Genomic DNA, 13790 nt, shown 5'->3' with positions numbered 1-13790 from the left:
AAGGAAAAAATGTACAAGGACGGGAGAAATCGTCTTTTCCGTAGCGACTAAATCTTTCAGGATCATTGGATTTGCCCTTCGTTCGGTCATGAAATTTAATCCAACATTTTGAAATTTTGACCTGCATTTGATTCAGGAAAAATAACCATTTAACCCTTAATCTTTAATCCTTTAACCCCCAATCCCTTATCCCTTTTTCCCTCCGTCTCTCCGTTTCTCCGTCCCTGAGTCCCCCAGTCTCTCCGTCCCTAAGTCCCTCAGTCCATATTATGCGCCGTAAATGACTTGGTCATACCCAGCATCTTTTCTTTGTAAATTTTGGCTCCAGGAAAGAGTTTCTTCATTTCTTTTTTGTTGATCAGCCGGATTTCGTCCAAGTACTGTTGGGCATCCTGCGGTTTCCATCTCCTCATCCGGCTCAATTTGGTCTTAGTAAGTACGTTGTAGGTTAATTTTTTAGAGGCATATTGGATAAAAGGTATGGCATAATGGGCCTCAATGAAAAAATGTTTGTTAGGAGTCTGAATAAAGTATTTTTTGGAAACACGAACACATTCTTTGGCCATTTTTTGCTGATTTTCCCAGGTATAGAGGTGTTCGATTACTGAATTGGAAAAAACCAGGTCAAAATGTCCGTCTTCAAACATACTGAGGTCTGTCGCATCTCCGGCCATACTTTCCATTCCCTCAGGGACACCGTTTTCTTTTTCCAAGTTGAGTAGGGTGATTTTAAGTCTTCCGTTTTTTATAAGCTCCTTGTCTTTCCAGAAATAAGCGGTTCCTCCTACATCCAGCACACGGATAACCTGATCTTTGTCAAAGTTGCGGTTGATAAGTTGCTCAAAAATCTGGAATCTTTTTTCTCTCATGGCAAAGCCAAAGGAGTCCGGATTGTCGGAAGGGGCCAAAATGGCCTTAAAGTTACTCATAATAGAACGGAAGAATGCGGCAAGCACTGATGATCAGAAGAATTTAAAATTTATCCAACAAATTTAACGGGGAAAAAGGATTCTTTGCTATTTTTGCCCAAGTTGGTCCGTAAAAGTATGAATTTTCAATCAATTTGGAAAAAATTCATCTTTGTTGCCTGCAGTAACGTATAAGCTCTGGTATTTTAGGCTATATTTTTCATGAAAAAGCGCTTTGATAGGGTTTTTCCTTGGTTGTTCGTAATAGGAGATATTTCAGTCATGAGTCTCTCCATTATCTCGACCTCTTTCCTGATGGGGAATTCCTGGCAATACAATGGTCCTGATCCTTCTTATTTTTTGGTGTTTATCTTGGTGTGGATGGTTATCACCATCTTAAGAAAAGATTACCGTTGGGAAAGGACCTCCCGATATGACAATCTTTTCGTTAAATTACTCGGTTCTTTGGTTTGGTTTTTGGTCATAGTGGCCATTCTTTGGGTTCCGGTGTTAATGGAAGCCAACCGTACCGCTTATTTTGGGGTGATGTCCTTGTCCTTGTTTGTCTGGGTTTCCATTTACAGGATCGGTACTTTTTTGGTCTTGAAGAAATACAGGTCCAAGGGCTATAATTTTAGGAATGCAATCATTTTGGGGAAAAGTGAAATAGGAGACCAATTGGCCCGGGTATTGGAGAGAAGGAGGGATTTTGGGATCCGTTATATGGGCCAATATGATTTCAATTCTGAAATCATGCACAATAAAGCTTCCATGAGAAGTTTTTTTGAGGATGCTGTTTCCAAAAAGATTGATATCATTTACCTCAATGAACTCACCAATTCTGAGGCAGTCAAAAAACTGATCGATTTAGCGGATGAGCATTATATCAAAATAAAGGTTCTTCCTGGAGATGCCCTTCAATTGGAGAAAAACCTTTCATTCTCTAGGTATGGGGATCTTTTTGTGATCAATGTGAATGAGATACCATTGGACAATGTCGCCAATAGGGTTCTAAAAAGGTCATTTGATCTGATTTTTTCTTTTTTGGTAACGGTGTTTATTTTGAGTTGGATGATTCCTTTGGTGGGACTGCTGATCAAGCTGGAGTCCAAAGGCCCAATATTTTTTATTCAGGAAAGAAACGGGGTAAACAACAGGGTGTTCAAATGCCTCAAGTTTCGGTCCATGACCCCCAATGATTATGCTGACCAGGTTCAAGCCACAAAAAATGACCCAAGAGTCACCCGCATCGGGGCTTTTCTCAGAAGGACTTCCCTGGATGAAATGCCACAATTTCTCAATGTGCTGATGGGTGACATGTCCATCGTAGGCCCAAGACCGCATACCGTACCCATGAACAAGGTTTTCAAATCCCAGATAGAAAAATACAATTCAAGACATCAGATTAAGCCAGGGATTACAGGCCTTGCTCAGGTTAGGGGGTTCCGAGGGGAAATTGAGCACCCTTTTCAGATCCGCTCCCGCTTCAAACTCGATTATTTTTATATCAAAAATTGGTCAATTTGGCTGGACCTAAAAATCTGTGTAGGTACCTTCCACGAATTGATTTATAATAGAGAGAATGTCTATTGATTTCGGCTATTCCTGTTATTACTGTGGCTGTACTGAAACTCCGAAAAAACATCAGGCCAAAGAAATGATGTTTGGTACGGGAGAATCTTTTGAACTTGATGCATGTACTTCCTGTGGCAGTCTTCAGTTGACAAACCCACCTGCGGATCTTTCAGTTTACTATCCCCCATCATATTATTCTCTGCAGGAACTTGTTGTTTCGGGCCCTTTGAAGCAGTTTTTAAAGCGCTTGAGGTATCGGTTGTTTGTTGCTGGAATTCGGTTTTTAAAACCGGTTTATGGGGATTGGATGCGTTATTCTGGAGCAGGATTAAATTCCAGGATTGCTGATATAGGCTGTGGCAATGGACAGTTGCTTTATGAGATGTATGCCGCTGGATTCAAGGAGCTTGAGGGATTTGATCCTTTTATGGAGAAGGATAGTAAATTGGCCGATGGTTTTCATCTTTTCAAGAAGTCTATTTTTGAAATGACCGGGAAGTATGACCTCCTGATGATGCACCATGCTTTGGAACATATGCCACAGCCTGAGGAGGTGCTTAAAAAATGCTACCAATTGTTAAAGAAGGGGGGCTGCTTGCTTATCAGGATACCTGTTGCCGATGCTCAGGTCTGGAAGGAAGAAGGAGTCAACTGGGTCCAACTGGATGTTCCAAGACATTTACATATTCCCAGTACCTTAGGGTTGAAGACCTTGTCGGAAAAGATAGGCTTTTCGGTCAAAAAGATAACCTTTGACAGCACTGATTTTCAGTTTTGGGGGACGGAGTTATACAAAAAAGGAATTCCATTGAAAGATGCTTCAAGTTTCCCTTTCCCAGAGGAATTGGAAAAGGCCTTTAAAAACAAAGCCCTTCTATACAATCAGAAGGGCATTGGGGACCAGGCTTGTTTTTATTTGGAACGCAACAATTAAATCTTCATCAGGGCATCCAGGAAATTCATGGTTTCCCCTTTTTTCTTGAAAATCAGTGTCGGCACCTCATTGTTGACATTGACCAGTTTTTCCGCAATGCTGCCAAGAAGGACCGCTGCGGAGGCTGTTCTTCCCCTGCTTCCCATTAAAATCATGTCGGCATCATTTTCTTTAGCTACCTTAATGATAAACCTGCCCTCATTTCCATCCTGTTTGAGAAGAAACAAGCAATTGTATTCTGGGAGATGATGTTTTTTTAGGAATTTTTCATATTCCTTCCTTGCCAGGTTTTCCATGATCTTATCGAATTCGGCGTGGCTTTTGCCGGTTTTGTAATAGCCCAATGGGATACTATAAACATGAAGTCCAAGTATTTCTGCCCCGATTTCTTTGGATAATCTCCCGGCAAATTCCAGGGTCATCACCGAATGCTCAGAGAAATCCATAGGTACAAGCAATTTGTGTGGTGTTTTGACTGGGCTCTTTTCTGTTAAGAAAAGAACTGAACACGGGGCTCTATGTGCCATATTTTTGGCCAGGGACCCACTTCCTTCCAAATCCTGTTTGCGGCCCATGATCAGGACATCCACATCTTTGATTTTGGCCCAGCGTAAAACGGTTTCCATTGGTTTTCCTTCCTCCACAATGATGTCAATTTCTGTATTGGAAGGGAATTGAACAGATTTTACCAAAGTTTTGATTTCTGCTTTGATGGTCTCATCTGTAGGCGCCACCAAGTCCGGATACATTTTCTTGACATCCTCCGGAATGGAAAGATCTCTGGCTACATGGATAAAATATAACTTTTCTACTCCTAAAACTTCTGCTAAATGGGCTACTTTTCGGATAAGGATTTCATCCATTTTGGTTAAATCTAGTCCGACCATTGCCTTGTTGAAATGCTTCATATTACTGTGGTCAATATTTGCTTTAATTTACGGGTTAAAAATAACCTTTGGAAAATTCTTCCTGTAATTTAGCACAAAGCTTTTTGAAATAAAGACAAAAGGGCTCAAAACGGATAAATTTGTGTTAAATGGCTACTCAACCTGCAAAATATTTCATCGCACTGGTTCCTGAAGGTAGAATTCAGGAGGAGGCAACCCGGCTCAAAGAGGAAATGCGCGTCCTTTTCAATGTAAAATATGCATTAAAATCCCCTGCACATATTACCATCAAAATGCCCTTTACTTATAATGAGCTTAAACAGGAGCGTCTGATAGGAAAATTAGGCAAATTTTTTGACCAATTTGTTTCTTTTGAACTCCTGTTCAAAGGGTTTGACCGTTTTGGAAGACGGGTCATTTTCGTGGATGTGAAGCCCTCCCAGGAATTGAACCGCTTACAGGAGGCACTGAACAAATTTTGTAAAACGGAACTTAAGTTGGTAAATGAACTCAGCGATAAGGCTTTTCATCCCCATATGACCATAGCCTTCAAAGATGTAAAACCCAAAAACTTTGACATTTACTGGAAGCACATACACAGCAAGCAATTCAACGCACTGTATCCGGTTAAGGATGTTGCTTTATTAAAACGAATAGAGGGGAAATGGGTGGTAATTCACCGTTTTATTTTGAAAGAATGAGTTTTGCTTTCTTTTTGCTTTCTTTCAATTCCTCAAAAACCTGCAGGTATTGGTCTGTGACGTAGTCCCAATTGTACCGGTCAATCAGTCCTTCCCTTGCTGTCTCCCTTAAAAACCGCATAGCCTCCGGTTGTTCTTCTGCTTTGTTGACACAGTCCATGACTGCATTTACCGTTTTTTCAAAGAACCAGCCGTGCTTTCCATCCTGTAGCATTTCCCTGTTGAAAACTGTATCCAAGGCCAATACCGCACAGCCATAGCCAAGGGCTTTTAACATAGCAGGGTTTGTTCCCCCATATTCATGTCCGTGGAAATAAGCGTAGGAATGGATATACAATGATTTGAGTTCTTCAGGATCAGTCACATACCCGGTAAAAAGTAAGCGTTCATCAGGGATTTTTTTCAGTTTGCTTTCAAATTCATCTCTGTAAGGTACATCCCCGACAATGACGAGTTTTTTCTTAGAATTGGATTTGAGAAAGCCTTCTACGATAAGGTCGGCATTGTTGTCCGGAACCAATCTGCCCACGATCAGGAAATAGCTGCCTTTCTCAAGGCCCCATTTTTCGATTTTTTTCACATCCGCTTTTTCTGCAGGGTTGGCCCCATAGGCAATGATGGTAGATTCTACCCCAAACATTTCCTTATAAATCCGGTGCATTTCGTCCGAATCATTGATGATTCGGTCGTAATATTTGGTGGCCATTTTGGATGCCCAGATAAAATATTTGGAGCCAAATCCCCTCCATTTAGGGCGGAGCCATTCCAATCCGTCCACATTAATGGCGGTTGGTTTTCGGAAAAATCTTGAAATAATACCAAAAGGGCCGTTGCCACTGTTGACCACAAAAATTACATCCACATCTGAAAGGCAAGCATGGAGCATCGAAATGCAGGAATGCGTCAATTGGGTGAGGCTTTTTGTTTCAATAGCCGGCGTGTAAATCAGTTTAATACCATTTACAATCGGTGGTTTTTCTTTAAAAAGTGCCCGGTGACAGTAAACCCTTAGGTCAACGCCTCGTTTTTGTAACCTTTCTCCCAGTTCTTTGACTAAGGTATCGTAGCCTCCATACACATAGGGGTATCCTTTTGCGCCCAGAATGGCTACTTTCAATTTTTCGTTTCCGGGAATATCTGGCATATATAATCTTCCATTTTTTGGGCAAACTGCCCGTAACTAAAACTACTTAATACTCGGTCTCTTCCTTTTTTTCCCATTTCCCTGGCCAGCTCAGGCTGTTTCAGCAAAAGGCTTATTTTTTTACTACCTGTTTCCACATCATCTATGTCAATCAGATAGCCTGTGTTCCCATCATCTACCATTTCGACAGCACCTCCTGAACGGGTGGCTACTACCGGCAAAGCAGAGGCCATGGCCTCCAAGACTACTGTCGGAAAGGAATCCGGCATCACAGATGGCAATACAAAAACTTGGGTACAGTGCAGGATTTCCGGAATATCTGATCTATATCCGAGGTCCAGTACATTTTTGCCCAATCCATGATCTTGTATAAAGCTACCAATTTCTTCCAATAAATTTTCATATCCAGGAAAAGGGTCCCCAACGAGCAGGAAAAGTGCGTCAGGATGTTCCTTGATGACTTCTCTGGCCATTTTCAAAAACGACAGCTGTCCTTTGCCCGGATTGATCCGACCTACCATGGTCACTATCTTTCTGCCTTTTGGAAGACCACTTTTTTCAAAGGGATCTTTGATATCTGCCAAAAAGGGCTGGTAATCTATCCCATTGTGTATGACCTCAGGCTGGATATCCAATAGGTTTTCCCAATGCCTTGCCACAGAATCAGAAACGACTATTGGCCTCCTTTCTATTCCATTGATCTGCCTGGCCAAAAACCGCACCAAAAATTTTGGTGACTTTATGATTTCATGGATATGCCAAATATGGGTAATTTTATTTCTCTTGGCAAAAATTGCACCAACAATTACAGCTAAAGTATTGGAATACAATAGGGTGATGGGCTCCTCTTTGTTTAAATCATGGAGAAACTTGTAGGCTTTTAGAAATTTCCTTCCCCTGTCCACGATTCCCAAAGGATTAAAGTATTTTCTCCTGAGTATTCCTAAATTGACAATGGCGACTTCAATCCCTCTTTTCTCTACCTCTACCCTGAAGGGGCCTTCACCTGGCAAAACAAGTAGTGTCGAATAACCTAGTTTTTGAAAAATTTCAATCACATAGATCAGGATTTTGGATGATCCGTATAAGTCGGAATTACTATGTAAAAAAATGACCCTACCTTTATGATTCATGTTCCATTTTTTATCACCCTGTAATTCCATTTTCTGCAATTTCAAGGTAAAAATTTTTGATATGCTGCCTTGTGAAAAAAGACCTGACAAAAATCTATATTCTTTTGTGCCAAGCTTTACGAAAGGCCTGTTGATTCACTTTTTCAAATAAACCCTCAAATGTATGAAAAAGAATTACTGTCGTCCGACTAAATTACGAAAATTAGAATAAAGTCCTCTAGAATGATGTTAGAGGACTTTTTTTTTGATTTCAAAAAGTACCCCCTATCCTGAGAGGAATAATTGGGTTTGCATATTTTGAAGGTCTTTTTGAAATATACTTTTAAAGTAAGCTTCAGGAAAAAGTAAGAACTTTTCAAGACTGACGTAGGAGCAAAGATTTTTTGCTGCTACCATGACCATGGTCGAGAAGTCTTCAGCCTCTTTTATCCGCTTATGTAGAACTGTAAACAGGAGGTTGAGTATCAATGCCACCCAAATCTGGATTTTGATCCCGTTCTCGCTGTCCGACAAAAAATATCTGAGTTCAAAATTCTGCTTGATCTGCTTGAAAAGCACTTCGATAACCCACCTGTTCTTATAGAGAAGAGCTATGGTTAGGGCATCCAATCCCTTAAGATTGGTGATAAACTCCAGCGTTTCACCGCTTTCAGGGTCAGCATAAACCACCAGTCTGGCTTCAACTGTCCGAGAAACTCCCTTCTCCCTGTAGCTCAGTGAGATAATCTGGTCCTTGATGATGTCCAAGGCATGCGTACAGTCAAACTCACTGACCACTTCATATCTTGCATTGTCTTTTTTTCTGGTCACAAAATATCTGTTTGAACTGTCCCACTTTTCAAAGCAGGAATAGCGGTTATATCCTTTGTCGAAAACAGCTATCCCGTGCTCAGGCAGATCCATCACTTTTAAAAACATATTTTCATTTGTGGCCGCAGAACGGATACATATGAAGTTGGGAACGCCTTCTGCCAGATTCATTTTGGCAAATATCTTGGCACCACCTTTTTTCTTTCCGTTCAGGGGATTGCGTCCGGCCCCTCTGAGGATTTCCTTGAACAGCGTGACCGTTGAGGAATCAAAAACCTCAACACGGCTGAGGTCGACCTCTCCACCGATATCGAGCCAATTTCCTACCAAAGATGCCCTATAGTATGAATACAGCCCTTTGTATAGTTGTTCAAAAACACGATAACTGCGTTTACGGTTTGCATCAGAAAGGGTACTCCTGGCAGGTAGCTGCTTCATTCCAAAAGGAATAAGCTTGGTTATGATCAGGCCGATGTTTTTGCAGACCTCTCTAAGACTGCTGTTTCTGGTCAACACCGCATAAAACATGCAGATGAAGTGATCACTTGTTTTAAGTTTCTTGTAGTACCTATCCGAGTTTTCTTCCTCAACGACCTGATTGAATAGCTCTTTGGGAATAAGAGAAAGAAGTTGGGCGATGATAGGATGCCCAGACAAAAATTTATGCTTAACTTGAGACATATTGTTGGTTCTTGGTCGAAACAACAATATAAAAAAGATGGGTAAGTTCCAAAAGAGCTGCCCATCTTTGATTTTTGTACTATTCTAGGATTTTATTTTTTATCTTGTATCAGTTCTCGGACGACAGTAAAAAAGAATTAAAGATACCCACATTCTGATTCAAGCCTTTCTATTTTCAATGTGATTTATTGATTTATTTCAGGCATTTAATGCTTAGCTTAGGATGAGAAATTGAAAGGTACTGATGGGGCCACAATTTAACTTAATACAAAACTCAAAATATTAACCGTGCTTAACTTTAAAAGAGCTTTTCGTATTTCTTAATAAAAGTTGACCTACTGAAATCCTCGCTTCTTACTTTTCCGAGTCCAATCAGTTTTTGGACCAAGTCCTCCGATTGAATAAGCTGTTTCATACATCTTGCCATCGATTGGATATCTCCGATTGGATGGCTTAGGGCTGCACCACCTGCCACCTCAGTCAGGGCCTGCTGTTCGGAGATGATGACCGGTATGCCACTTCTCATGGCTTCTATTACAGGAATGCCGAAACCTTCATTTGAGGATGGGAAAACGTAAGCGAAAGCAGCATCATACAAGCTTTTTACTTCCGGGTCTTTAAGGAATCCCGGTAGCAGAACCTTACCTTCCAAATCAGAATCTGCTATGGTTTTTTTCACCCGATCATAATCATCCAATGCGGAACTAAGTCCCCGCTCTCCCACCAAAACCAGTTTGAATTTGCCCGGATACTCTCTTTCAATGATAGAAAAGGCTTTCACCAAAACAGGGAGTAATTTTCTTTTGTCAAAACTCCCGACATGTAGAAAATAAGCCTTTGATTGTATCCCCAAAATCTCCAAAACTTTCTCATCCCCTTTTTCGGGAAGCAGTCTGGGACATTGGTAGATGACTTCAATGGGATTTTTGATTCCGGTGAATTGAACAATTGCTTTCTTCGCATATTCCGAAGTTGTGATGACCGTACAATTGCCTTTTAGCCCCGCATGAAGCATAGGAATGAAATATTTTCTCCAGTACCTGTTGTAGTTTTGGGGCATCTGCCAAAAGAAGGCATCATGAACTACCACCAGCTTTTTAGCTTTTAAGGGCATGGCTGGGGCAATGTAATCAAAGCAGAGCAGCACATCTGCCTTGTTTTTTTTCACTTGGATCGGAAGGAACAGCTGTTTCCAAAGGAAATAGTAAAAGTGGTAGGCGATTTTTCTCCAATAGGGGACATTGCCTCTGAAAAAACCGCTTTCTGATTGTTTTTTAGGTTCATGGGAGAAAATATATTGAAAGTCCTCCGAAGCCTGTGCATTCACTGCTTCACAAAATTCCAACATGTAGGTTTTGATCCCTGTCAGTGCCGTATTGAGGTAAAAAAGATCTACATATATCCTCTTTTTTCTCATGCCATTATCGCTTTTGGTGTGGAAATCCGTTGATAGGCATGAACACTGTATCCTACCATCCACCAGGTGATCCAGGATACGTAAGTATAAACCTCAGCATTGGCAGTAAACAAAGGGAGCAATAAACCAAATTTTACAGAACCTGCCACAAAGGCAATTCTTGCTGTCATGATATCCTCCGTGCGGTTAAAAACTTTCAGGGAGGTATGAATGCTGAAGGCCAGGATCAGGATATAAAGCATCATGCCCAGCCAACCCATTTGGACACCATAGATCAAAAACTGGTTTTCTCCCCCCACCCGTAATTCGTCTTCCACGCTGCCCACATTCCCGCTCATGGCCAAACCTATACCCAGAGGATTGGCAATCATGGAATCCAAAGCCAAAAGCCATTCTACTAAATGGCCCATACTGGAGGTGTTTTCGAAAGTGATGGTATCTACGATAAAATAGTAAAAATCATCTGAAGCAAAAAACAACACATAGATGACAAAAGCTATCGCAAGACCAAATCCTGACAGGATCAAGCGATAGAGCTTGAAAATCACGGCCACATAAAAGATCATGATAAAGAATGCCAGAAAAGCTGCCCTGGATGCCGCAAAAAAAAGACTGGCCAAAGAACAAAGCATCACCACAGTATAAAGGAACCAATCCTCTCTTTTGCTGGTCAAAAACCAAATAAGCCCGGCAGAAAATCCTAAGAGTACCGAACTTGCCAATTCCAAAGGGTCTGAAAAAAAGGAGGCCAATCTTTTGGTTACTGCCTGGGTTTCAAAAGTCCAGGTAAGCCCAAAATGACCTGTTGGTTCAATCTCGTTGATTTCTTCGTTGAAAAGCGCATAACCTGTAAGAGACTGCAGATGGGTATCAATGGTTTTTTCAAAGACATTGACCAGAAAAGCGGCTATGGCAATAAAAAAAATTCCTTTAAAAAGGCGCTCAATTTCCTGATGGCTGAACTTGGTGTTTCTGCCCAAAAAATAGACCATCGCCGGGATCAGCATGTTTTTGAAATAAAGGGCCTTGTTCAGGAAGCTGGCTTCTCCAATAGGGAGTACCAAAAAAAACAGGGCCAAGATGAGGAATGCGAGGAACAGCATGTCCACCCGGTGAAGGCGGAAAGGATATTCGAAAAGGTTTTTTTGATATAACACAAAACCCATTACCGATGAGATGACCACAATTTCTTTCAAAAACTGGAAAATATTCACCGCCAAAGAAGAGCCTGTGGCCAAATAGGTTATACTCAATACCGTGATGTAAAAGGGCAGGAAAAACAGTAGGAAATAAATCCCATACTCCCATTTTCCCTCAAATAGCACCATTCTGAGCACCCATGAAATGAGTACCAGAGTTACTATGGCTATGAATGCAAAAATAATCAGGGACATAAAGGTTCCGGGTTTTGGTGATCCAAATTCAATCCGTCACGAATTCCTCTGGCCACCGCTTTCATTTTTTTGAATCTTCCTCTCAGGCAAAAATAACACATCCAGGCTACATACTTTAACAGATGATAAGGCCAGGCCAATGAGCCATGGGGAAAGCCAAAATGCCTTCTCAAAATAAAAAGCTGATTCCTAGCATGAAGATAAAAGACTTTCGGGCTGAGCGTACCTTCATCATGTGCCTTTTTGGAAGAGGCACTGCCTTCATGGAAAATGATGCTTTTGGAGGCAAGAAGGATTTTATACCCAGCTTTTCTGACCCTGAGGGACCAGTCCACATCTTCAAAATAGGCGAAAAATGAATTTTCCAAGGCTCCTGTTTTTTGGATGACCGTTCTCGGAATTAGGATACAACAGCCTGTGGCCCAATCCAATTGTCTGTCTTTCAAAGGGTATTCAGACAGTTTTTTATGATCTCCAAGTGTCTTGGCAAAAGCAATGCTACGTACCATTTTTCCTCCTGCACTCCAAATGCGGTCCCGTGAACCGAGAAATAAAATCAAGGGCTGTACCATCCCGCAATCCGGATTATTTTTAGATGCCAGGACAAGTTCTTCCAAAAAATCAGGTTGGACGACTGTGTCATTATTCAGCAATAGAATATAATCAAATCCCTGCTCCATGGCATAGGCAATTCCCTGATTGTTACCTCCTGTAAATCCAAGATTCTTATCGTTTTTCAAAAAAACAGCAAAGGAGAATTCGGATTTTAGCTTTTCGTACGAACCATCCTCAGAGGCATTGTCAACTACGATGACAGAAAAATCCCAATAACTGACTTTTTCCAGTGATAGCAGGCACCTTTTGGTCAGTGCATAGCCGTTCCAGTTAACCAGAATGACCGCTACCGAAGAGGGAGTTTTTGAATCCATGGAATAAGTCTTTGTTTTTGAAATAAATCAAAAAAGTACTTAGGGCGAAAATAAATACTTCTGTGGAAAGAAGGGCATAACATAGGCCAATTCCGCCGAATTGCGAGGTCAAACTAATTGAAACCACGAGCATAAAAGCACACATCAGCCAGGATGTATTGAAAATCTGCCTTTTTTTGTCTTTGACCAAAAGCCCAAGTACATTGGCAATATTAAGACAGGCCAAAAAAGGAACAAATGATAATATCCTTAGATAGCTTACTGAATCTTCCAAGGTTTCCCTTGCCAAGGCTTTGACAATAAATGGTGCGGCCAAATAAGTAAAGACTGCTAAGAGCAACCCTAATAAAAGCGCCCACAAATAAGCCTTTTTCAAAAACCGAAAAAAACTTGGTTTATCGCTTTCAAAAAGTTTGGAGGCATTGGGATATATGGCTTGAATGACCAAAGCAGGAAGCATCCTGAGGACCATGGTGATCCTTTCAGCCAAACTGAACATGCCCAAAGTTTCCGCGTTGGCAAAAAAGCTCAGGACGATCAATCCTCCATTGATGGATATATGAGAGACCAAATTGGAGAGAAATAATAGGATGTTATTTTTTAAGGAATGGAAAACATTCAAAATTTTCGGTAAGATGAATCTAATCTTCATGGCATGATGGATATATGACAGAATCATCAGGTTGACCGAAAGTGCTGTCCCCCCCAAAATAAAATTCGTCCATTTCGCCTGTTCGGCTTCGTGGATAAACAATACAATACCCATCAGGTAAAGTAATTTGCTGAAGACATTGGCAACAGAAATCAACTTCATCTTTTCCATACCTTGGAAGAACCAAAGCGGTAAGGTAGCTTCTGAGAAAAGTAAGAATACTGAAAAGATCAAAATCGTCCTGTATTCCCGGAATAGGTTGAACCCATAGGCGGCAACAAGGATGCTCAGTGTGGCAACACAGGCCAGGACAAACTTGCTGGAAATGATCTGTGAGATGGCCTGTGATAATTTTTCCGTGTTTTTTTGGTTGATGGCTACTTCCCTTGGACCACTTAAATTGTATCCAAACCCCACCAGGATATTAAACAGAAGGATGACGGAAAGAGAGAGATTGACCAGTCCAAACTGGTCCACCCCTATGGATTCGATGAGCAAGGGCATCGAAACCAGTGAAATCAGGATATTTGACGCTTGGATAAAGCCCAGAAATATAAAGTTCTGGATGGATTTGTTCCGGATCAGGTTATGGTAAGAAAAACTAAGGATTTTATCCAACATCGTC

At 41.1% G+C, this 13790-nt stretch carries 12 protein-coding genes; 3 read left to right on the top strand and 9 right to left on the bottom strand.

The window, feature by feature from the left end; all coding sequences use genetic code 11:
* Window positions 1-257 precede the first annotated feature (257 nt).
* Window positions 258-929, bottom strand: coding sequence for a class I SAM-dependent methyltransferase (locus BC751_RS03490; RefSeq protein WP_130274349.1), 672 nt, complete (start codon window positions 927-929; stop codon window positions 258-260).
* A 201-nt stretch (window positions 930-1130) separates the two neighbouring features.
* Here BC751_RS03490 and BC751_RS03485 point away from each other — a divergent pair, with 201 nt between their 5' ends.
* Complete coding sequence (locus BC751_RS03485; RefSeq protein WP_130274348.1) at window positions 1131-2501, top strand: exopolysaccharide biosynthesis polyprenyl glycosylphosphotransferase; 1371 nt, start codon at window positions 1131-1133, stop codon at window positions 2499-2501.
* The gene (locus tag BC751_RS03480) at window positions 2491-3417 is read left to right on the top strand and encodes a class I SAM-dependent methyltransferase (protein ID WP_130274347.1); all 927 of its coding nucleotides are present in this window, start codon (window positions 2491-2493) and stop codon (window positions 3415-3417) included. The genes BC751_RS03485 and BC751_RS03480 overlap by 11 nt, the downstream gene beginning before the upstream one ends.
* Here BC751_RS03480 and BC751_RS03475 read toward each other — a convergent pair.
* On the bottom strand, window positions 3414-4325 hold the full coding sequence (locus tag BC751_RS03475) for a universal stress protein (protein WP_130274346.1): 912 nt from the start codon (window positions 4323-4325) through the stop codon (window positions 3414-3416). The genes BC751_RS03480 and BC751_RS03475 overlap by 4 nt on opposite strands.
* A 128-nt stretch (window positions 4326-4453) precedes the next feature.
* Here BC751_RS03475 and BC751_RS03470 point away from each other — a divergent pair, with 128 nt between their 5' ends.
* Window positions 4454-5005: a 2'-5' RNA ligase family protein gene (locus BC751_RS03470; protein WP_130274345.1), complete on the top strand. Its 552-nt coding sequence runs from the start codon at window positions 4454-4456 to the stop codon at window positions 5003-5005.
* Here BC751_RS03470 and BC751_RS03465 read toward each other — a convergent pair.
* The 7 genes from BC751_RS03465 to BC751_RS03435 form a co-directional block, all read right to left on the bottom strand.
* Window positions 4989-6149: a glycosyltransferase gene (locus BC751_RS03465; RefSeq protein WP_130274344.1), complete on the bottom strand. Its 1161-nt coding sequence runs from the start codon at window positions 6147-6149 to the stop codon at window positions 4989-4991. The two genes, BC751_RS03470 and BC751_RS03465, sit on opposite strands and share 17 nt — an antisense overlap.
* On the bottom strand, window positions 6119-7312 hold the full coding sequence (locus BC751_RS03460; RefSeq protein ID WP_242617349.1) for a glycosyltransferase family 4 protein: 1194 nt from the start codon (window positions 7310-7312) through the stop codon (window positions 6119-6121). The genes BC751_RS03465 and BC751_RS03460 overlap by 31 nt, the downstream gene beginning before the upstream one ends.
* 234 nt (window positions 7313-7546) lie before the next feature.
* Window positions 7547-8773, bottom strand: coding sequence for an IS4 family transposase (locus tag BC751_RS03455; protein WP_130274342.1), 1227 nt, complete (start codon window positions 8771-8773; stop codon window positions 7547-7549).
* A 298-nt stretch (window positions 8774-9071) separates the two neighbouring features.
* The gene (locus BC751_RS03450) at window positions 9072-10190 is read right to left on the bottom strand and encodes a glycosyltransferase family 4 protein (protein WP_130274341.1); all 1119 of its coding nucleotides are present in this window, start codon (window positions 10188-10190) and stop codon (window positions 9072-9074) included.
* Window positions 10187-11584, bottom strand: a complete 1398-nt coding sequence (locus BC751_RS03445; RefSeq protein ID WP_130274340.1) for an O-antigen ligase family protein — start codon at window positions 11582-11584, stop codon at window positions 10187-10189. The genes BC751_RS03450 and BC751_RS03445 overlap by 4 nt, the downstream gene beginning before the upstream one ends.
* Window positions 11575-12513 (bottom strand): glycosyltransferase family 2 protein, encoded by a 939-nt coding sequence (locus tag BC751_RS03440; RefSeq protein ID WP_130274339.1) that lies wholly within the window; start codon window positions 12511-12513, stop codon window positions 11575-11577. The genes BC751_RS03445 and BC751_RS03440 overlap by 10 nt, the downstream gene beginning before the upstream one ends.
* The gene (locus BC751_RS03435) at window positions 12470-13786 is read right to left on the bottom strand and encodes an oligosaccharide flippase family protein (protein WP_130274338.1); all 1317 of its coding nucleotides are present in this window, start codon (window positions 13784-13786) and stop codon (window positions 12470-12472) included. The genes BC751_RS03440 and BC751_RS03435 overlap by 44 nt, the downstream gene beginning before the upstream one ends.
* Window positions 13787-13790: the final 4 nt, after the last annotated feature.

It is taken from the genome of Cecembia calidifontis, assembly GCF_004216715.1.
GTDB lineage: Bacteria > Bacteroidota > Bacteroidia > Cytophagales > Cyclobacteriaceae > Cecembia_A > Cecembia_A calidifontis.
Note: the sequence above shows the minus strand (reverse complement) of the source record. Positions and strands in the feature narration are given on the sequence as shown.

What these genes read in the sequence shown, in the direction of transcription:
- BC751_RS03490 (WP_130274349.1), bottom strand. Translation starts at nt 929, where the DNA reads ATGAGTAACTTTAAGGCCATTTTGGCCCCTTCCGACAATCCGGACTCC.
- BC751_RS03485 (WP_130274348.1), top strand. Translation starts at nt 1,131, where the DNA reads ATGAAAAAGCGCTTTGATAGGGTTTTTCCTTGGTTGTTCGTAATAGGA.
- BC751_RS03480 (WP_130274347.1), top strand. Translation starts at nt 2,491, where the DNA reads ATGTCTATTGATTTCGGCTATTCCTGTTATTACTGTGGCTGTACTGAA.
- BC751_RS03475 (WP_130274346.1), bottom strand. Translation starts at nt 4,325, where the DNA reads ATGAAGCATTTCAACAAGGCAATGGTCGGACTAGATTTAACCAAAATG.
- BC751_RS03470 (WP_130274345.1), top strand. Translation starts at nt 4,454, where the DNA reads ATGGCTACTCAACCTGCAAAATATTTCATCGCACTGGTTCCTGAAGGT.
- BC751_RS03465 (WP_130274344.1), bottom strand. Translation starts at nt 6,149, where the DNA reads ATGCCAGATATTCCCGGAAACGAAAAATTGAAAGTAGCCATTCTGGGC.
- BC751_RS03460 (WP_242617349.1), bottom strand. Translation starts at nt 7,312, where the DNA reads ATGGAATTACAGGGTGATAAAAAATGGAACATGAATCATAAAGGTAGG.
- BC751_RS03455 (WP_130274342.1), bottom strand. Translation starts at nt 8,773, where the DNA reads ATGTCTCAAGTTAAGCATAAATTTTTGTCTGGGCATCCTATCATCGCC.
- BC751_RS03450 (WP_130274341.1), bottom strand. Translation starts at nt 10,190, where the DNA reads ATGAGAAAAAAGAGGATATATGTAGATCTTTTTTACCTCAATACGGCA.
- BC751_RS03445 (WP_130274340.1), bottom strand. Translation starts at nt 11,584, where the DNA reads ATGTCCCTGATTATTTTTGCATTCATAGCCATAGTAACTCTGGTACTC.
- BC751_RS03440 (WP_130274339.1), bottom strand. Translation starts at nt 12,513, where the DNA reads ATGGATTCAAAAACTCCCTCTTCGGTAGCGGTCATTCTGGTTAACTGG.
- BC751_RS03435 (WP_130274338.1), bottom strand. Translation starts at nt 13,786, where the DNA reads ATGTTGGATAAAATCCTTAGTTTTTCTTACCATAACCTGATCCGGAAC.